Below are 21,915 nucleotides of genomic sequence, written 5' to 3'. Positions count from 1 at the left end.
CGTTCATGACGAGTGCCGTGCGGTGTGCGTGAGGTGCGATGTGCGGGGACGGTGGTGCGGGGACGTGATGGTGCTTCAGCGGTGCGTCGTGAGTCGTCCGAGCAGGGCGGTGGCGACGGCCAGGAGGCCGACGGCCGTGGTGCCGCAGACGAGGAGTTGCACGGTGGCCGGGGTGGAGATCCGCAGGAACTGCGCGGCCGTCTCGGCCCCGGCCGCCGCCAGGCACAGCAGCGCCGGGGTCCAGGCGACGCCGAAGGCCTGGAGCAGCAGCCCGGTCCACAGGACCGCGCCGAGCGCCAGCAGCGCGGCGGTCCGCAGGGCGGTGGGCGCCGGGCCGTCCGGCCACAGGGCCCCGGCGGCCAGGGCGAGGACGGCCAGGGCGGCGAGGTAGACCGCCACGCACAGGGCGAGCACCCGGGCGACCCGCAGCAGCAGTCCCCCGGTGGTGACGCTCCGGGCGAGCGCCCGGAGGGCAAGGCTCCGGCAGCGGTAGAGCAGCCACTCCGCGACGCCCATGCTGAGGGTGAGCGCGATGACGGCGGAGCCCGCCGTGGGGGCGCCCGCCCCGTGCCGCAGGACGTCACCGAGCGCGGCGAGGGTCGTCAGCACCCCGCAGCCCAGGCCGAACAGCCCGTACGGAAGCGAGGCGGCCAGGGGCAGCGGGGCGGGCCCGGTCGGCGGGGTGTCGCCCTTGCGGGCGCGGGCGATCTCGTACGCCGCCGCGAAGAGCACGCCCCCGGCGGTGGCCAGCAGCAGGGCGACGCGTACGGCCGCCGGCGGGTCGGTGACCAGGAGCGCCGCTCCCCCGGTGGCGGTGGGCAGGAGGGCGAGCAGCAGGAGCCGCTCCCGGCCCAGCACCAGCAGCACGGTGGCCGCCGCGAGGTACAGCGCCTGGCCCGCCGCGTAGGCGGTGACCCCGGCCGGGGCGGGGAACGCCGCCGCGACCGCGACGGCGAGCAGGGCGCCGAGCGGGGCACCCCACATCAGCGTCCGTCCGGCGGCGGCGCGCCCGCCGGTGCCCAGTCGCAGATAGGCGCGGTGGGCGAAGCCCTGGTTCCAGGCCCAGGCCGTGAGCGCCGAGGCGACGAGCGCGCCGGTGCCGGCGGGCAGGCCGTAGCCGTTCCGGGCGCCGGCCAGGAAGGGGGCGCCGAGCGCGTAGCCGAAGCCGGGCAGGGTGAACACCAGGGCGCGCAGGACGAATTGGCCGGGGCTCACCTGCCACGGGTCGGGGCGCGGGCCGGGTTCGGGGTGGCCGCGCGGCACCCGTGCGTACAGTTCCGCCGCGAGTTCGAAGGCGTCGCGACGGCCGTAGCGCTCGGTGATCTGCTCGCCGGTCAGCCCGTCGGCCTCCAGGACGGCCGCGATCTCGTCGGGGTGGACGGCAGCCGCGCAGACCTCGGCGAGCTCCTCGGCGAGTTCGTCGAGCGGGTCGGCGGCCCACCGCGGCCGGGGCCGCGGATGGGGGCGCGGGTGCGCGGAGGCGAGGTCGTGGACGGGTTCGGGCTCGTCGGGGACGAGCCGCAGCAAGCCGCTCATCCGGCACCGCCCGCCGCCAGGGCCATGACGGGCACGGGCTCCGGCCGGAACATCCGCCCGTACTCCGGCTGCCTGCTGCGGGCCAGGTCGTGGTAGATGTCGCGGAAGGAGTCGATGGTCTGGCGGAGGGTGAACTGCTCGATCACCCGCAGCCGGGCCGACTCGCCCATCCTCGCCCGCAGTCCGGGGTCCTTCAGCAGCCGCAGCGCGGCCTTCGCCATGCTCTCGGGGTCGCGCGGCGGCACGACCAGCCCGCTGTCGCCCACCGCCTCGCAGACGCCCCCCACGTCCGTGGAGACGGTGGCGCGCCCGCACGACATGGCCTCGATCAGGGTGAAGGGGAAGCCCTCGCTGATGCTGGAGAGCATCACCACGTTGCCCGCCGCGTAGGCGTCGCGGATGTCCTCCACCCGGCCCTCGAAGGTGACGCCGTCGGCGACGCCCAGCTCGGCGGCGAGGTTCTCGCAGGCGGTGCGGTAGCCCTCTCCCCCGCGCGGGGTGCCGCCGAAGAGCCGAAGGCGTACGGCCGGGATCTCCGCCCGTACGAGCGCGAAGGCGCGGATCAGGGTCTCCAGGCCCTTGATGGGGTCGACGCGCCCGGCCCAGCTCAGGGTGGGGGCCTCCGGCTCCGGGCCGGCGGGCGGGAACGCCGCGGGGTCGACGCCGTTGTAGACGGTGCGGATGCGGTCGGGCGGGGTGCCCCCGTGCTCCTCCCAGCGCCGGTTGTAGCGGTTGCCCGGGGTGACCAGGGCGGCGCGCCGGTAGCTCTCCTCGGCCAGCAGCCGGAACAGCCCCAGCATCAGGGCCTTGACCGGCCAGCGGTAGGGCTCGGCGCGGAAGCCGAGATAGCGCTCGCGCAGATAGATGCCGTGCTCGGTGAGGAGGAACGGCGTGCCGTGGCGGTGGTGGGCGAGCAGCCCGGGGACCGCCGCGAGGCCGCCGCTCACGGCGTGGGTGACGCCCTCGGCCGGCGCCTTCGCGGCGAGCGGGCGCAGCGCGTGTTCCAGCAGGTCGGTGGCGGTCAGCGCGTCGTGCAGGGTGGGGCGGGCGGCGGCGGTGGCCAGCTCCGGGCGGTTCCACACCCGGACCAGGGCACGTGCGGCGGCTTCGCCGCGCAGCGCCGCCGGCAGGGTGCCCGCCGCGGCGTACTCGGCGAGCCGGTAGAAGGCGCGCGGGAAGTGGTGTTCCTGGGCGGGGTCGAGGAGGGCGAGCAGGAACCGTTCGTAGGCGGTGAGGAAGCGGCGCAGCGCCCGGCCGCGCGGGGCGCGGCCGGCCGGGGGCGGCCCCCACAGCGGGAGGGTGTCCACGCCGCGGACATGGCCGGGCAGGTCCCAGGCGAGCGGCTCCCGGCCGGTGCCGGTCACGGCGATGACGCGGAAGTCGATGTCGGGCATGCCCTGGACCAGTTGGTCGCACCACACGCTCACCCCGCCGTGGCTGTGCGGGTAGGTCCCCTCGGTGAGCAGCGTCACCGAGGGGGTGTCCAACGCCGGTTCGGCGAACGGTCCGTGCATGAATTCTGTTCTCTCCGGAAGACGGTGGGGCATGGGGCGGTTCGGCACGGAGGACACGGGTGGGATCAGCGCCGGGCGGGGACTCCGGTCCCGGGGCGCACGGGGTGGCTGACGCCCTTGGGGACCGTGAGAGCGGCGGCCGGGGCCTGTACCTGGGCGGCGGCCCCCGGCGCGGTACGGGCGGCCGGGGTCTCGGTGGGCAGGGTGAAGGTGAGCCGGGGCTGCCCGTCTGCGGGGGCGGCCCAGCCCGAGCGGGTTCCGGCGTAGGCGGCGCCGAAGGGTGTGCTTCCGGTGCCCTTGACCTGCGTGGTGCCGTTCGGGAGCGTCGCGGTGGCCTCGACCCCGGCGGGGGCCTCGACGGTGACGGTGGAGCCGATCCGGTAGGCCGTGACCTTGCCGGCGGCGAGGGCCGCGTCCCAGGCGGCCCGCTTGCGCAGCTCCGTGGCGACGTCCCGCATCCGGAGGTTGACCAGGGGCGTGTTGTCGGCGAAGAGGGCGGAGTAGTCGGCGAGGACCTTCTCCATGACGGTGTAGCCCAGGCGCTCCTCGGAGAGGTTGGACTGGTGCATGAAGTGCGGCCGCGGGTCATTGGCCAGGACGTGGCCGAGGGCGATCCGGGATTCGAGGGGCGCGATGTAGGACGCGAATCCGGTCCTGACGTCCAGCGGGGCCTTCAGGCAGGTGGTCGTCGTGGAGTTCTCGCAGAAGCCGCTGCCGCCGTCGGACTTCTTGGTGTAGAGCCAGTTGTACTCGTCGGTCTGCTCGGCGGCCGTGCCGACGTTGTAGTAGACATTCATCGGGTAGCGGGGCACGGTCAGCGCGGAGCCGACCTGGCGCTGGCGCGGTTCGCGCGAGTTGTCGCTGGCGATCGAGCCGACTCCGCTCGCGGTGAGGACGGGCGCGAGTTCGGGGTTGTCGACGTTCTGCTGGGGCAGCGTCCTGAGACCGGAGTGCTCACCGGTCACCAGCTCGTCCCGGTCGAGGGTCAGCCCCTGGCGGGCCGCCCAGGTGAGGTTGTCGTTGATCTGGCCGTTGATGGTCTGGCGGCTGACCCAGCGCGTCCGGCCGAAGAGATCGGTGGCGCACTTCCAGGGCACGACGGAGGTGTTCTGCTCACAGCCCAGGAAGGCGTGGGTGTAGGTGTGGTTGATCCAGCGGTAGGACTTCTGGTCGGCGACCAGCTGCTTCAGCAGCGGGTCCTCCGCCCCGCCGCGCTCCGCCCGGTACTCCTCGCTGCCGACGCCGTTGTAGGCGAGGTCCAGGGGGAGGCCGTGACGGTCGGACCACTGCTTGGCGTAGGCCGCGTCGGCGGCCGTCATCCGGATCGGCGGGCTCTGGGCATCGGGGTTGCCCGGGCAGTCGACGTCACCGGGGGTGCACTTGAGCTTGGTGTCCCAGCGGTCGTCGGAGGCGAAGACGTCGTCGACGTGCACACCGAAGTAGTTGCGGGCGGCTCCCAGATGGACGCCCCGGGTCAGCCACTCCACGATGCCCCGGGCGACCAGCCGGAACTGCGACTGGTACCGATTGTACACGAAGGTGACGACCAGCTCGCTGCGGCCGTCGTGGTCGTACTGGCCGATCAGCGAGCCGCGCGCGGAGCTGCCGGGGATGGGCGCGTCGAGGTAGCTGGTGTACGTCGCGCCGTTCGCCTGCTTCTCCAGCGGGGTCGCGAGGTAGCCCCAGCTCTCGTTGACGGCGGTGTCGTTGTCTTCAAAAGGAACGTTTCTCTTCAGATAGCCGAACGGCCCTCCGGCCCCGTCCCCGGTCACCTGGGCGGACTTGCCGTCCATCGAGCCGCTGTAGCCGGACCCCTGGGGGGTGTTGAGCCCCACGGCCGGACGGGCGTAGGTGTAGGCGTCCACCTGCCGGATCCCGAAGCGTTTCTCGTACCCGGCCAGGGCCGCCATCTCCGCCGAATCGGTGCCGAAGGGATTGTCGTTGGGCAGCACCACGCCCTGGAATCTGGCGCGCGGTCTGCCGTCCACGGTGTCACTCAGGAACGCCTCGTCGATCCGCGGGCGGCCGGAGTCCGCCAGGGCGATCTTCGTGTACGGCGTGCCGGCTTCGTCGAGCTCGGCGCGGATCGCCTCGGTGGCCGGTCCGCCGTCGTCGACGACCAGCACCCGTAGGTCGATCCTGGGCTCCGCCCCGGCGGCGACGGCGCCGCTCGCCGGTAGCGTCACAGCCAGTAGGGCCGCCGAGGCGCATGCCGCGGCCAGCCGGGTCGTACGACCCATCATGATCTCCCCCCATAACGGCACGGCGCACCAAAGCGTCGTCCGTACGGTTCCTCACGTGCGCATGGCGTCGATGCCGCCACTGAGCGCACCCCGAATAGTCCCCAAGTCCGGCTCCGCTGCGGTCCGGGACCCCATCCCGGCCGCGTCCGCTCCTCCCCTGCCGCGGTACGCGCGCCGATGCCCGTACCCGTGCCGCGTGGCCGGAGCCGAGGCCGCGCGACAGTGACCGGGCGGGTGGCACAGCGGTGCCACACCCCCCGAGAAGCGCACTCAGCCTCTCGACCGCCCAGCCATATAGTGCGCCATGCCCGAAGGCCGCGCGGGGCGCACTGAGCAGGAGCCGGGCGCTCGCCCCGAGGTGTTGTCCGGAATTCAACTCGCCCCGGACAGCGGCCGGATACGGACGGATCAGTTCTCGCTCATCGGTCATCGCCGGGGTGACCTGTGGCGACATTGGTCTATGCCCCGCTCGTATGCCCGCCGCCGGGCCGCCGGACCGGGCGGCCTCCCCGACATCGAACGGCGGCAAGATCGGCCTGATGACGGCTGTCGGAATTGCCGGTTGCGGCGCCAATTCGCCGGATGTGCTGGTGGCGATCACCCCCAACTACCGTGCCGTACCGGCGTGTCGGGGCTGTGAAGTTCCGGAAACCGCGCGACCGGTCCGATACTGTGCCGAGTTTGTTCCGCGATCGTTTCCGGGGCGGGGGGCGGGCTGGGGGCCGGCGTCCGCCGCGACGCGCCCCCACGCGTAACGCCCGGCCGGACGGCCGGGCGCTGCGCCATGGTCTTCTCGGCCCGTACGGGCCAGGGTCCCGGCCCGTACGGTCAGCGCTTGCCGCGCACCTTGCCGAGCAGCGCCTTCAGCTGGGCCCGCTTGCGTGGGTCCCGGGAGGCCCGCTTGCCCTCGCTGATGACCCGGCGGCCCTGAGGGCTCCGGGCGAAATTCCTGATCCGGTCGATCAACCCTGCCATGACCCATTCCTCCGGTCGCTCACGGCCCGGCGCGGCCCACGTGGTTCGAGACTGTGTGTCTACCCACGGACCGGGGATCTCACATGCGGGAGTCCCACGTGCCGGATCCTCACGTACCGGGTTTGCGGCCGTACACCTGGACGTCGTCGCCGTTACGGAGCATGGACCAGTACTTCTTCGCGTCCGCCGTGCGCATGTTGACGCAGCCGTGCGAGCCGGGCGGTGACCAGACGCTGCCGCTGATGGCGTGGAAGGCCTGTCCGCCGTCGAAGAACTGGCTGTAGGGCATGCGGACCTTGTAGATGCTCGACCAGTGGTCGATCGCCCGCCAGTAGATCTTCTTCGCGCCGGTGCGCGTCTCGTACCCGTCCCTGCCCGTGCGCACCGGTACCGGGCCGAACTTGAGGGTCTTGCCGTCCTGGATCCAGCTGATCTGGCGCGTGAGGTCCACGCAGGCTATGCGCCCCTTGTTCACCGGGCACTTCCCGGCGGCGTTCGGATTGCGCTTGGTGATCTCCGCCTGCATCGCCCGCCAGGTGACCGGGCCCGCGTAGCCGATGTCGGGGCGGATGCCGTGCTTGTTCTGGAAGGCCTGGATCGCCCGGCAGTCGTCCGGCGACTGCCGCCCGTCGACCGGCCGGCCCAGGAACTTCTCCGCGTCCTTCTGGTGCGGCCCCGCCTTGGTCGTACACGCGGTGGCCGCCTGCGCCGTCCCGCCCATGGCCACCGTCAGTGGCGCCGTGAGTCCGACGACCCCCAGCAGCACCGCCGTCCGGCGTGCCGCGACTGATCCCGTCCTGGTTCTCGCTCTGCTTCCCATACGGGGTATGACCCCTCACCCGGCCCGGCGGTTGCACGAGCCGGCACCCCGCTTTTCCCCGGCGGCACGTGGCGGGATCCGGACTTGTGGGGTCCGGGGCCCGGTGATTCGATGCCGCCATTCCGGTGAAGTGGTCCCCGGCGTTCTCCCATCGAAGGAGATCCAGTCATGCCCATGAACCCCGTGAGAAGCGGCAGAAGAAGCGCGCTCGACCTGCCGAGGACACCGACCGGATTCGACCAGGTCTTTCACGCGATACGCGCCCGGAAGCCACAACGCATCGCGAGCCTGCCCGCCGAGCCGCGCTGGCGCACCGAATACGTGGCGCGGGACGTCACGGGCCCGCGCATGACCCTCCAGGAATTCGGCTACCGCCGGGAGGAGCTCCTCCACGCACACGGCAGGGTCGACGACACCGCCGCCGTCGGACCCGTGCGGATCCTCACCCCGGAGGGCCTCGACCTGCTGGCCGAGGTGTGCGACAAGCTGGAGGGAGCGGCCGGGAGCAGCCGGTTCATCGCGACGCGGCGGCTGCGCAGCGCCGATCTCGTGTCGTCGTTCATCAACAACATGATGCGCGACCGGACTTTCCTGCTCACCTGTTCCCGGCTGGCGGGAGTTCCCTTGATCCCGCATCCGCTGCGCATTCCCACCGCGCAGATCAATTACTTCGAGGGCCGGGGCCGGCCGGAGATCGTGCGCTGGCATCGCGACGGCATGGACTACGTCTTCACCATCCAGCTCAGTGGTTACGACGATTACGAGGGCGGGCGCTTCACCTATTTCCAGGGACGCACGGATGAATTCACGGGGGTGACCGAGGGTGACCCCCGGATCCGGGAGGCGCCGTGCGGGGAGCGCGGGGCGACGCTGTTCCTGCACGGCAGCCGGATCTTCCACGCGGTCACCCCGGTGACGGAGGGCCGCCGGGTGACTTTGGTGATCTCTTTCTTCTGCCCCTACTTCGCCCGGCAGGACTCGAATACGTTCTGGCACCTGGCGGGCGACGACGGCATTCCCGCCACGATCCCCAGCTGGCTACGGCTCAAGTGGCCGGTGCGTGACCCCGCCATGGACTACAGCCTGCGGGCGGGCAGCCCGGTCATCACCTGGGAGGACGTGGTCCAGGGCGGCTAGACGGCACCGGGTGCCCGCAGGGCGCCTGTGGCGCTCTACCAGGGCACGGTCTGGCCATGGCGGTCCAGGAACTGCAGGCCGGGGGCGCCGGTCTGCGCTTCGAAGACGTCGACGACGGCTGGGATGCTCTCCCCGGGGGCGAGTGGCGCGTCGGGCCCGCCGAGCCGAGTCCGATGGTGGCCGGGGTCGATGAGCCGCTTGGTCGGCCCGTCATCCGCGTGGCGGGTGGCGTAACCGCGCATCAGCTGGTTGAGCGCGGCTTTGCTGGCCACAACGCGGTCCATGCCCTCACCGCCCTTGCCGACCAGCTGACCGGCAAGGTACTGGTCGACTATGCCGTCCCCTTCATCTGCAACCCCGACACCGAACACCCCTGGCCCACCCCCTGGGGCGTCATGCCGCGCCTGGAGCCGGTCGACACCGACAGCCTCGGCGAGCAGATCCAGCGCGCCTTGCCCGACGTCAAGGTCGTCAAGGCCTCCCATGCGCTGATCTGGCCGGCACGGCCGTAGGGCGTTCGGGTACCCGCCCGCCCTCTACCGCGCCCGAAGATGGGCCAGCAGCTCGTCCCCGGCCGGGTACGGGCGCTCCTCGGGCAGCAGCCGGGACGCCGTCTCCAGGTCACCGCCGCGCACGAGCGCGTGCACTTCGTGCGCGAGCGGGGTCACATCAGTGATGGCGACCGTCCACTCGTCGGCATAGCGTCGCGCGGCCTCGCCCGACAGCCCGAGCTGGAGGGAGCGGTACGGCAGCGCGGCCAGGCGCAGATCGCGCTCGGGGTCCCACTGCACCCGCGTCGGCGCCCGGCGCAGTTCGCGCCGCCAGGTGTCCCGGTCGGGGTGCACACCGCGTTCGTAGTGCGACAGGGCGGCGTGCCGCAACGCCCACTCGAACCCCTCACGGGTGATCTCGACGGCGAGAACCGTCTCCTGCCCCTCCTTCGCGCCCCAGCCGCAGCGGTACATCATCCACAGGAAGGAGGGCTTGATCCAGGTCATCCGGTCCCGCTTCCAGGCGGCGGGGAAGCGCCCGTCGCGCACGGCGGGAACGCCGATCACGGGGCTGTAGGCCTGGTAGACGGTGACGGTGGAGTCCGTGTGCAGCGCGCGGATGCGGTGGCTCGGTTCGTGCATGCCGATCACCATGCGGTACGCCGACCCGCGTTGACCAGTGATTTACGGGCGGGCGGGGCCGTCGGCGTTACAGCCAGCCGTTGCGGCGGAAGCCGCGGTGGATGGTGAAGCAGGCGACGGCGATGACGCAGAGGACGAGCGGGTAGCCGTAGGTCCAGCGCAGCTCGGGCATGTGGTCGAAGTTCATGCCGTAGATCCCGCAGACCATCGTGGGCACGGCGACGATCGCGACCCAGGCGCTGATCCGGCGCATGTCCTCGTTCTGCGCGACGGTCACCTGGGCGAGATGGGCCTGCAGGATGGAGTTGATCAGATCGTCGAGGGCGATGATCTGCTCGGCGACCCGGGCCAGGTGGTCGGCGACGTCGCGGAAGTAGGTCCGTAGTTCCTGGTCGACCACGGGGTAGGGCCGGGTGGACAGCTCCCGCACCGGTCGGTCCAGCGGTATCACGGCACGCCGGAATTCCAGGAGTTCGCGCTTGAGCTGGTAGATCCGGCCCGCGTCGGCGTGGCGGCCGCTGTCGCTGGCGAAGACCTCGGTCTCGACGTCGTCGATGTCGCTCTGCACGGAGTCGACGACGGCGAGGTAGTCGTCGACCGTGTGGTCCGCGATGGCGTGCAGGACGGCGGCGGGACCCTTCGCGAGCAGCTCGGGGGCGGACTCCAGTTGCTCGCGGAGCGGGCCGAGGGAGCCGTGTCCGCCGTGTCGGACGGTGACGACGAAGTCGTGGCCGGTGAAGACCATGATCTCGCCGGTGCCGACCACTTCGCTCGTCGCGGTCAGCTTGTCGTGGTCGACGTAGCAGACGGTCTTGAGGACGGTGAAGAGCGTGTCGTTGTAGCTCTCCAGCTTGGGGCGCTGGTGGGCGTGGACGGCGTCCTCGACCGCCAGCGGGTGGAGGCCGAACAGCGTGGCGATGTCGGCGAACTCCTCCACGGTGGGCTCGTGCAGTCCGATCCAGACGAAGCCGTCGCCGGCCTTGCGCACGTGCTTGATCGCTTCCTCGGCGGGGCAGTCGTCCTCCTGCCGGATGCCGCCGATGTAGACCGCGCAGTTGACGACGGCGGATCCGAGCGGTGAGCGTGCCGGATGGCTGAGGTCCACCGCGGTGCGGCGGTGCCTCAGCCGTACCGCTTTGCGCAGCTGGCCGGTCATCGACATACGGGGTCCTCCTCCAGGTCGGCGGACAGTCTGCCATCTCCGGCCTGCGGGACCCAGTCGTGCCCGGGGTGGCGCCTACCCCGTGAATGCCCTCGTCACCGCGCCCGGCGCACGCCCGTGCGCCCCCGCGAAGCGGTCAGTCGCCGGCGCCGGGGAAGAAGTCGACGAGCAGCATGTCGCGCATGCCCGTGCGGGCGCCGGGCGCGGGCCGGACCGGGGAGACGCCGTGCAGGACGCGCCGGTCGTCGAGGACGATGGTCTCCATGGGGGTGGTGAGCACCGCGTGGTGGATCCGGCGCCGGTCGAGGTCGTAGAGGCTGGACTCGGCGCCCTCGATGTCCTCGCGGCGGATCAGCACCTGGGCGACGTAGCTGTGGCCGTCCTGGTGGACGCCCTCGGGGGCGGGGTGGCCCTCGGCGTCCTCGGTGGCGGTGACGCGTATCTGGTGCACCCCGCAGGTGTCGATGCCGGTGCGGGGGCCGGGGAGCCTGTCGAAGAGGGTGCGGACGACCGTGCGGAGCGCGGCGCCGGACGCCACCGAGTCGTCGAGCGGGGCGAACAGGCGGTCCACGCCGCCGTTCACCTTGTTCACGGTTCTGTCCTGGAAGAAGGCGGTGTGCGGCAGCTTCTCGAGCCGGTCGGGCAGCAGCCGGAAGGACCCGTAGCGGCGGAACCGGTAGGGCGTGTCGGTGCCCAGGTGCGCGTCGGCCGGCAGGTCGTGCCAGGAGTCGGTGAACTCCGCGACATCGTCCTCGGGGAGCTCGGCCAGCGCGGTCGCGAGAAGGTCCGGGCCGAATTGAACAAAGGGGGCGAAGGGGACGACCTGATCGAGGGGGCCCGGTTCCGGTGCGTTCCCGGGTCCGGCGTCGGATGTGTCCGGTGCCCGCAGTGGCGCTGTGGTCATGGGATTCCTTGCCTTCGTACGGGCCCTGTCACGGGCCTTCCTGCGGACGTGCTCGGGGCACCGGGTCACGGGGGCTGAACGAACGTAGCAAGACCGGCCACCACGGGGAATCGGCCGCGACGGCCGAAAAAGTCACATACAAAGGCCTGTTGACAAACGCGCGGGTGCCCGGACGACGCACGTCGTCCGGGCACCCGCGGTGCGTGTGCGGTCCGTCAGCCGAGGACGGCGGAAATCCGTTCGAACGGTACGAGCTTGAAGTTCTGGTTGCCGCTGGTTCCGGGGGCGGAGTTGGTGCCGTCCTGGCAGACGAAGGCCCCGCCGGGGAACTTCGCGCCCAGCGGTGCGGCGGTGGCGTCGATGCCGTCGGTGTCCTCGCAGCCGTCGGCGGCCGTCCCCTTGGTGACGGCGAAGCGGCCGAGGTAGCCGCCGCCGGTCCGGTCGTAGACGGCGAAGTCGTTGCTGCCCTGCGAGGAGACGATGAGGTAGCGGCCGGCGGCGGTGATGCCCTCGGCGTCGGCGGTCAGATGGCCGCCGGAGCCGGTGGAGTCCAGCTCGGTGCGCGTGGTGCCGGCGGTGGGCTCGGCGCCGTAGACCCACACGCCGACGTCCTCCTCGCCGAGGTAGAGCCTGCCGGTCTTCTCATCGGCGTAGCAGCCCTCGACGGCGGAGCCGGCGTCGAAGAGACGCACGGAGGTGGCGGTGACCTCGTCGCCGCGCACCGCGAGCTCCCACTGCTCGATGCGGCCGGAGGTGCTGTTGGGGTAGGCGTACAGCTTGCCGCTGGTGGGCGAGGTGTACATGCAGATGCCGTGCGCGGTGACCTCGGTGGCGACGTCCTTGAGGTGCCTCAGCTTTCGCGTGGCCGGGTCGATGCGGTAGATGTGCATCGCGCCGCCACCGTTCGCGGCCTCGTCGTCCGCGGAGACGACGATGTCTCCCCGCAGGTCGACGTTGTTGCCGTGGTCGCCGTTGATCCGCTGGATGCGGTTGCCGGAGAGGTCGAGGACCTCCAGGGCGCCCTTCTTGTCGGTGGTGACGATCACGGAGCGGGACGGGTCGGTGGGGTGGACCCAGATCGCCGGGTCGTCGGCCGCGTCACCGCTGTGCGACACCGGGGCGGTCTCCACGGTGGCGGTCACCGTGAAGCGGCCGGGGGCGGCTGCCCGCGCGGTGCCGGTGGACTGCCAGAGCAGCGCCCCGGTCGCGAGGGCCAGGGCGGCCGAGGCGGCGCGCAGACGGACGGAGGTGGCCAGGGGCCTCATGCGAAGGAGCCTTCCGGAGACGACAACGTCGCGGCGAAGGTACGTTCGACACCGGACGGAGCGGTGAACTCCTTTTGAATCCCGGACGACCGTTGCCCGCCGCCGCGGTCGGTCACTCCGCCGTACGCATCGCCTGCTCGATCAGGGCCGCGGTGGTCGCCGCCGTCTCCCGGGTGGTCTCGTCCTCGCCGGTGCGGGCGAGTTCGCCCAGCAGGACGGCGGCGGCCTGGAGCACTCCGACGTGCACGGTCGCGGTCCGCAGCGCGGCGAGCGCGGCGGCGGCCTGCTCGCCCGACGACGCGGCGGGGCCGGGGATCAGGGTGCTGACGCCGCGTCCGAGGGCGGTACGGGGCGAGGGCTGAGGTGTTGTTGTGCTCACCGGTGCAGTCTTCCGTACTCGGAGCCCTGGCGCGTATGTGTGGTGGGGCCGGGCCGGCCGCCGTCGGACGGAGGCGCGCCAACCACGCGATGTGTGAAGGCTCGTTGGCCGCTGGGCCAGGCGATCCCCGCGTGTTACGTGTATCACCAATTGATCCCGTCGCGCCTTCGCGGGGTCAGACTTGACCGGGTGAGGCGGCACGGCCCGATCGGCCGGCCGCACTGACACCCTGATACGTCTTTCTCGCGAGGTACCCACGTGCGCTACGCAGACGGCCCCACTGTTCACAGCGACCTCCACATCGCCGCGCCCCCGTCCGAGGTCTGGGCGCTGGTGACCGACATCCACCTGCCCGCGCGGCTCAGCCCCGAACTCCAGCGCGTGGAGTGGCTGGACGGTGCCACCGAGGCCGCGTTGGGGGCGCGGTTCGCGGGATACAACCGCCACCCCCTGGTGGGCGACTGGCGGACCGTCTCCCATGTGGTCGAGCTGACCGACGAGCGGCTGTTCGGCTGGGCGGTCACGGATGCCGACGGCCGGTTCGGGGAGCCGGTGACCGATCCGGCCGGACGGCTGGCCACCTGGCGGTTCGAGCTCACCCCCGAGGCGGGCGGCACCCTCGTGCGGCAGTCCGCGGAACTGGGCCCGGCCCGCTCCGGCGTCAGCCTCGCGATCGAGGGCAAGCCGGAGGCGGAGGCGGCCATCGTCGCGGCCCGGCTCAAGGATCTGCGCTCGGGCATCGACGCCACCCTGAACGGGATGAAGGACCTCGCCGAGGGGCGACGGTGACCATCGCCACGGCAAATCGGCTGGCGGCGGACGCCCTGCCCATGGCAGAGTGATCACCACGCCGAAGGGGCGTAGCTCAGCTGGCCAGAGCAGCGGACTCCAAACCCGCTAGTCGCAGGTTCGAATCCTGTCGCCCCTGCTGACGGTTGGGCAGGCCTACCGCCGCTGACCTGCAAAAGCGTAATGAAGTGGGGCTGTCGCGATCATCGCGACAGCCCCACTTGTCGTTCCGCCGTGTGCTGCGCCTGCTCCAGCCCGCTTGGCGGAATTCACCGCTAAGGAGCGCGCGCTCCGTCGTCAGCCGAGCACGTGCCCGGTGGTGGCGTCGACATGGCCGGGCACCGGGTCGTGGCGGTCGCCGACGGTGGACGTGCCGGTGGGTTCGAACAGGAGGATCGAGGCGCCGGCGGTGGAGAACGGACGGTGTTCCACCCCGCGCGGGACGACGAACACCGCGCCCTGGGGCAGCACGACCACCCGCTCGCCCTCGCCGTCGCGGAGGCCGATGCCCAGCTCGCCGTCGAGGACGAGGAAGAACTCGTCCGTGTTCTCGTGCACGTGCCAGATGTGTTCGCCCGCCACCTTCGCGATGCGGACGTCGTAGTCGTTCACCTGGGTGACGATCCGTGGGCTCCACAGCTGGTCGAAACTGCTCAGTGCGGACTTCAGGTCGATCGGTTCGTTGATCACCACGCCATCATCGCCATTGTCGATCACGCGATACCAGTGCTAGGAATCGCATATGTCGCATGGATCCTCGCACCGGGTGGCCGTCCTCGTCGATGAGGGCTCCAACCCCTTCGAACTGGGCGTGGCCACCGAGCTGTTCGGGCTGCGCCGCCCCGAGATCGACCGGCGGTGGTACGACTTCACGCTCTGCGCCGCCTCGCCCGCCGTGCGGATGAACGACGGGATGTTCACGCTGTCCGGCGTCGCCGGGCTGGAGGCCGCCGACGCCGCCGACACCCTGATCGTGCCCAACCGTCCGGAGCCCCGCACCCCGCCGGATCCGGCGGTGGCGGCCGCGATCCGGCGGGCCGCCGGGCGGGGTGCGCGCCTGGTGAGCTTCTGCACCGGCGCGTTCACCCTCGCCGCGGCCGGGGTGCTCGACGGCCGCCGGGCCACCACGCACTGGAAGTGGGCGGCGGAGTTCTCGGCCCGCTACCCCGAGGTCCGGCTCGAACCGGACGTCCTGTTCGTGGACGACGGTGACGTGCTGACGGCCGCCGGGAGCGCCGCCGCGCTGGATCTCGGCCTCTACCTGATCAGCCGCGACCATGGCGCCGAGATCGCGAACACGGTGAGCCGGCGGCTGGTGTTCGCGGCGCACCGCGACGGCGGACAGCGGCAGTTCGTCGAGCGGCCGGTGCCCGCCGTACCCGAAGCGTCGCTCGCTCCGCTGCTGGCCTGGGCCCTGGAACGGCTGGCCCGGCCCCTCTCCGTGGCGGACCTCGCGGCCCGCGCGGCGGTCAGCCCGGCCACCTTGCACCGGCGCTTCCGGGCCGAGCTCGGCACCACGCCGCTCGCCTGGCTCACCGGTGAACGGGTGGCGCTGGCTTGCCGGCTGATCGAGCGCGGCGAGCTAAGGCTCGATGTGGTCGCCGAGGCCAGTGGCCTGGGGACGGCCTCGAACCTCCGGGCGCAGCTGCGCCGACGCACCGGGCTCAGCCCGACGACCTACCGCCGGCGGTTCGGTCCGGCCGCTTGCGAGCCGGTGGGCTGAACGGATCGGCGGGCGGCCGGGATGTACGCGAGCCCGTGCGCGCCGGCTTCGCCCGCGCGGCCGACCTCCAACGTGGTGATCACCCGCATCAGCCTCAGGTCGACGACCGTCACCGTGCTGGACATGACGTTGGAGACGTAGCCCACCGAGCCGTCCGGGGAGGAGGTGATGGTGAGGGGGAACCGGCCGACCTCGACCTGTCCGGCCACCTCCAGGGTGTCGGGGGCGTAGACGGTCAGCACGCCGTTGTCCTGCGCTCCCAGGGTGCCGCCGGGCACCTGAGCCGCCATCCGCAGCTCGCCCGCGAGCACCGCGCCGGTGACAGTGGTGTGCACGGGGAACACCACGCCTTCGGTGGGCAGGGTCCGTACGGTCGCGCCGGTGGTGGTGTCGATCACTCGGATGCCCGGTGCGGCGGCGGGCGGGGCGGCGAAGTCGCCCTTGGGGGCGGCCACGTAGACGTACCGGCCGTCGCGCGAGACGTCCAGTCCCTCGCTTCCGGGTACGGCGATCCGGCCGGTGAACTCGTCGCGTTCGAGGTCCACGACGGAGACGAACCCCGCCTCCTTGTTGGTGGAGTAGCCCCGCCGTCCGTCCGGGGTGATGGCGAACCAGTGCGGGCCGTCGGCCATGACCGGGATCCGGGCGACCCGCTCATGGGTCCGGGTGTCGTAGACGATCACGCCGCCGGGCTCGTCCTCGGTGGCCTCGACGCTGACGTACAGCCGGGAGCGGCCGGGGTCCAGGGCGAGGCCGTGCGGGGCGTGGTCCGGTGCGGTGTCGAGGGTGCCGACGATCTCGTGGGTGTCCACGTCGATGACGCTGATGTTCCGGGCCCGGCCCTGGTGGGCGTGGTAGTAGCCGGAGACGTAGGTGCCGGCGCAGTACAGCAGCCGTCGGCTCGCGTCGAAGCACAACTCGTGCGGTTCGGAGGGCACTTCCAGCACCCGGAGGGGCTCGTGGGTGCGGGCGTCGAAGAAGGTGACGGTCGGACCGCTCTGGCTCACGACGGCGAGCTGGTCACGGGTGGTGTCGGTGTGCGTGTTCATGTCCCGCATCCTGGGCGGCCGGGGCGGGGCACTCCAGTGCGATGTGGTCATGTATGTGTTGTCCCCGGCGCAATGATCCAGGTGGGGCTGTCCCCCGGCCGGAAACGTTGTGGCAGGGGTCACGCGCCGCGAAGGCCGGGGCGTTCAGCTCTGGGCGATTCCGCTGAGAGCATGGGGCGCTTCCCCCGGCGGCGGCCGGGGTGCACAGTCGCGGTCATGAGACTTCTGATACTGGGTGGCACGGAGTTCGTGGGCCGCGCCGTCACCGACGAGGCGCTGGCCCGGGGTTGGCACGTGACCGTCTTCCATCGCGGCCGCCACGAGCCCGCGCCGGGCGTGGTCGAACTGCTGGGCGACCGCAGTGAGGTGGGCGGTCTGGCGGCGCTGGACCAGAGCGAGTGGGATGTCGTGGTCGACACCTGGACGAACGCGCCGTCGGCCGTACGGGACGCGGCGCGGGCGCTGGCCGGCCGGGTGAAGCGGTATGTGTATGTGTCCACCGGCTCGGTGTACAGCTATCCCTGCGCACCCGGGCACGACGAGGACGCGCCCTTGGTGGACGGCTCGCCCGACGCCGGCGAGGTGGACTACCCGCAGGCCAAGCGGGGCGGGGAGCTGGCGGCAACCGAGGTCTTCGGGGACCGGGCGCTGCTGGTGCGGGCCGGGCTGATCCTCGGCCCCCGGGAGAACATCGGGCGGCTGCCGTGGTGGCTGCTGCGCATCGCCCGGGGCGGCCCGGTCCTGGCGCCCGGGCCACGCGACTTGGCGTTGCAGTACATCGACGCCCGCGATCTCGCCCGGTGGTCCCTGGACGCCGTGGAGCAGGGACTCAGCGGCCCCTACAACCTCATCAGCCCGCCCGGCCACACCACCATGGGCGAGCTGCTGGAGGCGTGCGTCCGCGTCACCGGTTCCGACGCCGAGCTGCGCTGGACGGATCCGGAGCCGATTCTCGCCGCAGGCGTCGAGCCGTGGATGGACCTGCCGATCTGGGTGCCGCCGGGCGAGGGTTACGACACCATGCACCAGGGTGATGTGTCCAAGGCGTTGGCCGCCGGGCTGCGCTGCCGCCCCGTCGAGGAGACGGTGGCCGACACCTGGGCCTGGCTCCAGGAGTTGGACGGCCCGCCGCCGCAGCGGGCGGACCGCCCCCCGCTCGGCCTGGACCCGGAGGTCGAGGCCAAGCTGCTCCGCGGCTGAACAGCGAGCAGTACAGCCGCTGTGAGGGGAGACGGACCCGCTGTCCCCTGTTCAGCAGGTCCGCCTCCCGGTCATTGCACGGCCACCTCGGCGGTGGCCGTGTCCGCTGCCCGGTGGAACCGCTCGCGCGAGCCCGCGCTCGGGGTGGACAGCGCCAGTCGGCGGTGCGTGCGGCGCAGCAGGGCGCGGACCATGACGGGGTGCACCCGCTTGACGACCGCGAAGTAGGCCCGGCCCACCGCGTTGTGGGTCCGCACGACCGTGCTGAGCGTGACCCGCCCCTGGTCGATCAGGATCGAGGCCCGGAAGTCGAGGTGGCCGGCGTCCTTGCCCAGCAGGACCTCGCCGTCCCCGCGCGCCACGACGGGGAAGCGCAGAGCGCCTTCCCAGGCGCGTGGGTCCTCGGGCATCCCCGGCAGGATCTCCAGCTGCCAGGCGTCGGTGAAATCGGTCCGTTCGAAGGCCGTACGGGCCAGCCGGGCGCGGGCCGGGAGCTCCACCTCGACCGGCCTGTCCCATTCCAGCCGGTTCAGCAAGCGGACCCACGGGGACCAGCGCACCGCGCGCCGCAGTGAACCGGTCGCCACGCGCTCGATGTTGTCGAAGACCTCCTCGACGACGGTGTCGTGGGCGAAGCGGATCGCCAGGGCCCACGCCAGTGCCTCGGTGCCGCGCTGGGTCTGCTCCAGGGTGTGCCGCACGAGGCAGCGGCCGGGGCCGAGCGGTTCCACGGTCATCTCGTGGAAGCCGTTCGACGGCGGGGTGAAGTCGAAGCGGATACGGCTGCCGGGCTCGTAGGCGCCGACGCGGTAGCGCACCGGGCCGTGGCCGCCCTCGGCACCGACTCCGAGCGGGCGGTCGAAGCGCATCGCGGGCCAGGCGGGGGTGGGGAAGATCGGGTCGGCGTCGGACGACACCCGGTCGAGCAGGGCTCCGACCGTCTCGGCCGGAGCCTCGATGATGCGTTCGTGGATGTTGCGGACCGTGCGCATTACCCCTCCATACGCTGGCGTATGTTCAACCGTACGGTAGCGTACGGTCATGGTGCAACGGCGATTGCGGGAAACCGGCGGACGACAGCGGCTCAGCGCGCTGGATTGGGCGGACGCGGCGCTCACCGCCATCGGCGAGGGCGGGCTGGCCGCCGTCGCGGTCGAACCGCTCGCCGTCCGGCTGGGCACGACCAAGGGCAGCTTCTACTGGCACTTCGCCAGCCGGGAGGCGCTGATCGAGGCCGCGTTGCTGCGCTGGGAGGAGACCCGCACCGAGGCGGTCATCACCGCGCTGTCGGCCGAGCCGGACCCCGAGGTGCGGCTGCGGAGTCTCTTCACCCAGGCGACCGAGGCGGTCACCGAAGGCCCGCTGGAGGTCTCGCTGCTGGCCACCGTCGGACACCCGCTGGTCGCCACGGTGGTGAGACGGGTGACCGAGCGCCGGCTCGGCTATCTCACCCAGCTCTTCTCCGAGCTGGGCTTCGACCCCGAAGAGGCCCGGCTGCGCGGCACGTTGGGCTACACCAGCTTCCTCGGCCACGGCCAGCTGGTCAACGCCGTTCCGGAGGCCCTCCCGCCGGGCCAGGGGCGGGCCGACCACCTCGACTCGATCATCGACATGCTCTTGCGCCGGGACTGACGCCGGAGCGGCGAAGCCCGCACCCGGAGGACGCCCCGAACGCGGCTGTCCCGTGGGACGGTCGGGACATGCCCTTCCGAACCCACGGGACAGATGAGGCGATTGACCGCGCGTCAGCGGGCTCAGTTCGCCGCGGTGGCCGTCCGCGACGCCGTCTCGTCGCCCTGCCGGTCCTCCGCCTTGCCGAGGAGCAGGCGCTCCGCGAGGTGACCGAAGAGCAGGCCGAAACCGGCCCACAGGACGAACTGGACGGCCAGCGTGGCGAGGCGGAACTGCCACAGCAGCACGGCGGGGAAGCCCTCCGGCACGTTCTCGCCCGAGGGCAGGAACGCGAAGGCGATCCCCACCACCACCAGGAAGGCGGCGCCCGCCACGACGCTCGCGTACCAGTTGCCCAGGCGGGGAGCCAGCCGCTTGCCCAGGATCACCGTGCCGACGGTGAGCAGCACGCTGAGCGCGATCATCAGGAAGAACAGCGCGGTGCGCTGGTCCAGGGTGTCCGGGTCGCCCACGGCGGGCGGGTTCGCCGGATACTTCAGGAACGGCACCAGATAGACCGCGACGAACGCGCCGAGCGAGACCAGTACGGCCGTCGCGCGCGGGCCGAAACGGCCGACGCGGCCCAGCGCGTAGCAGTACACCAGGGCGGCGATACCGCCCAGTGCGACCCCGTAGACGAGGATGCCGGTGGCCAGCCCCGCGGTCGACTGCAGGGAGCGGCTGACCAGCTCCTCACCGCCGCCGTGGTCGTGGCTGTGCGCCTCTTCGAAGGCGATGGCCGCGTCCACCCGGGATTCCCCGAGCAGATAGGCCGTGAGCAGCGCCAGCGCGCCGGCGGCGAGGCCGGCGAGCATGCCGCGTACGAGCAGCGCCCGTACCGATATGGAGTTCACGAGCTCTTGACCCCTGGTCTCTCAGTGGCAGGGGAAGCCGAGCAGATGACGGCCGTCGTGCACCCACTCGTGCACACCCTCACCGGAGATCAGGGCGGTGGCGCCCTGCTCGGCGCCGACGAAGTACAGCAGGATCAGCGCGAGGATCCCGAAGAAGATCGTCCACGGGGCGATCTCCTTGAAGGAGATCGGGGTGATCGCCGGTACGGCGGGGGTACCGGTCGCGGGGGCGGCTGACTGGGCCATGGCAAAACCTCCTGGGGAACACGCGTCCCGATCGTGGTGCTTTCAACGACGGTGCCGGGTCTGACTTCCCTGCCACCGCCCCGCGTGGATCGGGGGCGTTCGCCGGGTACACAGTGGCGCGACCGTGCCGGGATCTCACCGGACTTCCGTCACACCGTCGTCATGTACACGCGACCGTACCGTGTACGCGACCGGGGCGCTACGGCGTGCGGATGCGCACCCCCGCGCGCGCCCCGCTCGCCCCCTCGTGGTCTGCTGGGCGCGGGCCGACCGGGCCCGCCCGGGAGGAGAGTTGAGGACCATGACCGTACGTGTGACGCTGCTCTCACCGGCGATGAGCGCCGCACTGCGCGAAGCCCGTTTCGACGACGGCGCCCCGCTCGACGACGCAGGTGTCCGGCAGGCCCGCGCCGTCGCCGGCGGTCTGCCTCGGGTCTCGGCCGCGCTCTGCGCCCCCTCCCCGCGCTGCCGTGGGACGGCCACCGCGCTCGGCCTGTCCCCCGCCCCCGTGCCCGAGCTGCGGGACCTCGAGGTGGGCGACTGGCGTGGGCGGGGGCTGGCCGAGCTGTCCGCCGCCGAACCCGAGGCGGTGGCCGCCTGGTTGGCGGACCCCGGCGCCGCGCCGCACGGCGGCGAGTCGCTGCTGGACCTCGTCGGCCGGGTCGGCTCCTGGCTGGACGGGCGGACCGACGACGACGGCCGGCTGCTCGCCGTCGTGGAACCCGCGGTGGTCCGCGCGGCGGTCGTACACGCACTGGAGCTGCCCCCGCGGCTCTTCTGGCGGCTCGACGTGCCCCCGCTGACTCTCACCGAGCTCACCGGCCGCGCCGGACGCTGGAACCTGCGCTGCGGCCGGCCGCTGCCCCCGGAGCCGGCACCGCCGGTCTCCTGAACCGGCACCGGAGCGCACCGGGACTCACAGGGCGGTCAGCCCGCCCCGCGGGGCCCGCGTCCCGGCCGACGGCCTCCGGTGGATCAGCTCCAGCAGCCCGCAGCGGACGCAGGAGGCCGCCGGATGGCCGGCGTCACCGCCGCTCCCGCCGTCGAAGGACCGTCCCGGACGGCCGTGCGGGACGTCGGCCAGTAAGGACTCGACGGCCGCCAACAGCGCGAGGCTGTGCTGGAGTTCGTGCTTGAGGACGCGGATCCGGGCGCCCTGCGCGCCCACCTGTCTGCGGGTGGTCGCCAGGCGCTCGTACTCCTCGGGGGCCACCACCACCGCCTCCTCCCCACCGATGATCATTCGACGCGGCTCGGGGCGCCTGCTCATCGTGGCCGTCCTCTCCTGTGGGGGCATGACCGGTGGGGGCAGTCA

Annotated in this window: 23 protein-coding genes and 1 tRNA gene; 8 read left to right on the top strand and 16 right to left on the bottom strand. The window is 72.2% G+C overall.

Annotated elements, in window-relative coordinates:
* Positions 1–75 precede the first annotated feature (75 nt).
* The 5 genes from AB8O64_RS33325 to AB8O64_RS33305 form a co-directional block, all read right to left on the bottom strand.
* Positions 76–1,536, bottom strand: a complete 1,461-nt coding sequence (locus AB8O64_RS33325; protein ID WP_370423401.1) for a hypothetical protein — start codon at positions 1,534–1,536, stop codon at positions 76–78.
* A complete protein-coding gene (gene pelF, locus AB8O64_RS33320) occupies positions 1,533–3,050 on the bottom strand; it encodes a GT4 family glycosyltransferase PelF (protein WP_370423400.1) in 1,518 nt (505 codons plus the stop codon). The genes AB8O64_RS33325 and pelF overlap by 4 nt, the downstream gene beginning before the upstream one ends.
* A gap of 65 nt (positions 3,051–3,115) precedes the next feature.
* A complete protein-coding gene (locus tag AB8O64_RS33315; protein ID WP_370423399.1) occupies positions 3,116–5,290 on the bottom strand; it encodes a hypothetical protein in 2,175 nt (724 codons plus the stop codon).
* Positions 5,291–6,121: 831 nt separating this feature from the next.
* Positions 6,122–6,268 (bottom strand): hypothetical protein, encoded by a 147-nt coding sequence (locus tag AB8O64_RS33310; protein ID WP_356454020.1) that lies wholly within the window; start codon positions 6,266–6,268, stop codon positions 6,122–6,124.
* A 109-nt stretch (positions 6,269–6,377) separates the two neighbouring features.
* A complete protein-coding gene (locus AB8O64_RS33305) occupies positions 6,378–7,088 on the bottom strand; it encodes a L,D-transpeptidase family protein (RefSeq protein WP_370423398.1) in 711 nt (236 codons plus the stop codon).
* Positions 7,089–7,256: 168 nt separating this feature from the next.
* Here AB8O64_RS33305 and AB8O64_RS33300 point away from each other — a divergent pair, with 168 nt between their 5' ends.
* Together AB8O64_RS33300 and AB8O64_RS33295 are read left to right on the top strand one after the other, a co-directional pair.
* Positions 7,257–8,225 carry a 2OG-Fe dioxygenase family protein gene (locus AB8O64_RS33300; RefSeq protein WP_370423397.1) on the top strand — a complete coding sequence of 323 codons (969 nt, stop codon included), beginning with the start codon at positions 7,257–7,259 and terminating at the stop codon, positions 8,223–8,225.
* A gap of 56 nt (positions 8,226–8,281) precedes the next feature.
* Entirely contained in the window at positions 8,282–8,737 is a 456-nt protein-coding gene (locus AB8O64_RS33295; protein WP_370423396.1) for a hypothetical protein, read from the top strand.
* Positions 8,738–8,761: 24 nt separating this feature from the next.
* Here AB8O64_RS33295 and AB8O64_RS33290 read toward each other — a convergent pair whose 3' ends face one another.
* The 5 genes from AB8O64_RS33290 to AB8O64_RS33270 form a co-directional block, all read right to left on the bottom strand.
* Entirely contained in the window at positions 8,762–9,358 is a 597-nt protein-coding gene (locus AB8O64_RS33290) for a DUF4291 domain-containing protein (protein WP_370423395.1), read from the bottom strand.
* A gap of 67 nt (positions 9,359–9,425) precedes the next feature.
* Positions 9,426–10,520: a magnesium/cobalt transporter CorA gene (gene corA / locus AB8O64_RS33285; protein ID WP_370423394.1), complete on the bottom strand. Its 1,095-nt coding sequence runs from the start codon at positions 10,518–10,520 to the stop codon at positions 9,426–9,428.
* 136 nt (positions 10,521–10,656) lie between these two features.
* The gene (locus tag AB8O64_RS33280; RefSeq protein ID WP_370423393.1) at positions 10,657–11,424 is read right to left on the bottom strand and encodes a 2OG-Fe dioxygenase family protein; all 768 of its coding nucleotides are present in this window, start codon (positions 11,422–11,424) and stop codon (positions 10,657–10,659) included.
* A gap of 215 nt (positions 11,425–11,639) precedes the next feature.
* Positions 11,640–12,689 (bottom strand): phytase, encoded by a 1,050-nt coding sequence (locus tag AB8O64_RS33275; RefSeq protein ID WP_370423392.1) that lies wholly within the window; start codon positions 12,687–12,689, stop codon positions 11,640–11,642.
* 112 nt (positions 12,690–12,801) lie between these two features.
* Entirely contained in the window at positions 12,802–13,068 is a 267-nt protein-coding gene (locus AB8O64_RS33270) for a hypothetical protein (RefSeq protein ID WP_130880916.1), read from the bottom strand.
* A 258-nt stretch (positions 13,069–13,326) separates the two neighbouring features.
* On the opposite strand from AB8O64_RS33270, the gene AB8O64_RS33265 reads away from it, so the two are divergent.
* Both AB8O64_RS33265 and AB8O64_RS33260 read left to right on the top strand, forming a co-directional pair.
* A complete protein-coding gene (locus AB8O64_RS33265; protein ID WP_370423391.1) occupies positions 13,327–13,857 on the top strand; it encodes an SRPBCC family protein in 531 nt (176 codons plus the stop codon).
* A gap of 65 nt (positions 13,858–13,922) precedes the next feature.
* Positions 13,923–13,996: transfer RNA gene (locus AB8O64_RS33260), tRNA-Trp, on the top strand.
* A gap of 158 nt (positions 13,997–14,154) precedes the next feature.
* Here AB8O64_RS33260 and AB8O64_RS33255 read toward each other — a convergent pair.
* Entirely contained in the window at positions 14,155–14,547 is a 393-nt protein-coding gene (locus AB8O64_RS33255; protein ID WP_370423390.1) for a cupin domain-containing protein, read from the bottom strand.
* A 52-nt stretch (positions 14,548–14,599) separates the two neighbouring features.
* Here AB8O64_RS33255 and AB8O64_RS33250 point away from each other — a divergent pair, with 52 nt between their 5' ends.
* Entirely contained in the window at positions 14,600–15,580 is a 981-nt protein-coding gene (locus tag AB8O64_RS33250) for a helix-turn-helix domain-containing protein (protein ID WP_370423389.1), read from the top strand.
* Here the strand turns inward: AB8O64_RS33250 and AB8O64_RS33245 are convergent.
* Entirely contained in the window at positions 15,535–16,629 is a 1,095-nt protein-coding gene (locus AB8O64_RS33245; RefSeq protein WP_370423388.1) for a YncE family protein, read from the bottom strand. The two genes, AB8O64_RS33250 and AB8O64_RS33245, sit on opposite strands and share 46 nt — an antisense overlap.
* A gap of 216 nt (positions 16,630–16,845) precedes the next feature.
* Between AB8O64_RS33245 and AB8O64_RS33240 the strand changes: the two genes are divergently transcribed.
* Positions 16,846–17,829, top strand: coding sequence for an NAD-dependent epimerase/dehydratase family protein (locus AB8O64_RS33240; protein ID WP_370423387.1), 984 nt, complete (start codon positions 16,846–16,848; stop codon positions 17,827–17,829).
* A 71-nt stretch (positions 17,830–17,900) separates the two neighbouring features.
* Here the strand turns inward: AB8O64_RS33240 and AB8O64_RS33235 are convergent, their stop codons facing one another.
* Positions 17,901–18,821: a DUF2867 domain-containing protein gene (locus tag AB8O64_RS33235; protein WP_370423386.1), complete on the bottom strand. Its 921-nt coding sequence runs from the start codon at positions 18,819–18,821 to the stop codon at positions 17,901–17,903.
* A gap of 49 nt (positions 18,822–18,870) precedes the next feature.
* On the opposite strand from AB8O64_RS33235, the gene AB8O64_RS33230 reads away from it, so the two are divergent.
* The gene (locus AB8O64_RS33230) at positions 18,871–19,461 is read left to right on the top strand and encodes a TetR/AcrR family transcriptional regulator (RefSeq protein WP_370423385.1); all 591 of its coding nucleotides are present in this window, start codon (positions 18,871–18,873) and stop codon (positions 19,459–19,461) included.
* Positions 19,462–19,583: 122 nt separating this feature from the next.
* Here AB8O64_RS33230 and AB8O64_RS33225 read toward each other — a convergent pair whose 3' ends face one another.
* Both AB8O64_RS33225 and AB8O64_RS33220 read right to left on the bottom strand, forming a co-directional pair.
* The gene (locus tag AB8O64_RS33225; RefSeq protein ID WP_370423384.1) at positions 19,584–20,354 is read right to left on the bottom strand and encodes a CbtA family protein; all 771 of its coding nucleotides are present in this window, start codon (positions 20,352–20,354) and stop codon (positions 19,584–19,586) included.
* Positions 20,355–20,375: 21 nt separating this feature from the next.
* Complete coding sequence (locus AB8O64_RS33220) at positions 20,376–20,600, bottom strand: CbtB-domain containing protein (protein ID WP_356454039.1); 225 nt, start codon at positions 20,598–20,600, stop codon at positions 20,376–20,378.
* 301 nt (positions 20,601–20,901) lie between these two features.
* On the opposite strand from AB8O64_RS33220, the gene AB8O64_RS33215 reads away from it, so the two are divergent.
* Positions 20,902–21,492 (top strand): histidine phosphatase family protein, encoded by a 591-nt coding sequence (locus AB8O64_RS33215; RefSeq protein ID WP_370423383.1) that lies wholly within the window; start codon positions 20,902–20,904, stop codon positions 21,490–21,492.
* A 24-nt stretch (positions 21,493–21,516) separates the two neighbouring features.
* Here AB8O64_RS33215 and AB8O64_RS33210 read toward each other — a convergent pair whose 3' ends face one another.
* Positions 21,517–21,870, bottom strand: a complete 354-nt coding sequence (locus AB8O64_RS33210; RefSeq protein ID WP_370423382.1) for a hypothetical protein — start codon at positions 21,868–21,870, stop codon at positions 21,517–21,519.
* Positions 21,871–21,915 lie beyond the last annotated feature (45 nt).

It is taken from the genome of Streptomyces sp. QH1-20, assembly GCF_041283565.1.
In the GTDB taxonomy this organism is placed as follows: Bacteria; Actinomycetota; Actinomycetes; order Streptomycetales; family Streptomycetaceae; genus Streptomyces; species Streptomyces syringius.
Note: the sequence above shows the minus strand (reverse complement) of the source record. Positions and strands in the feature narration are given on the sequence as shown.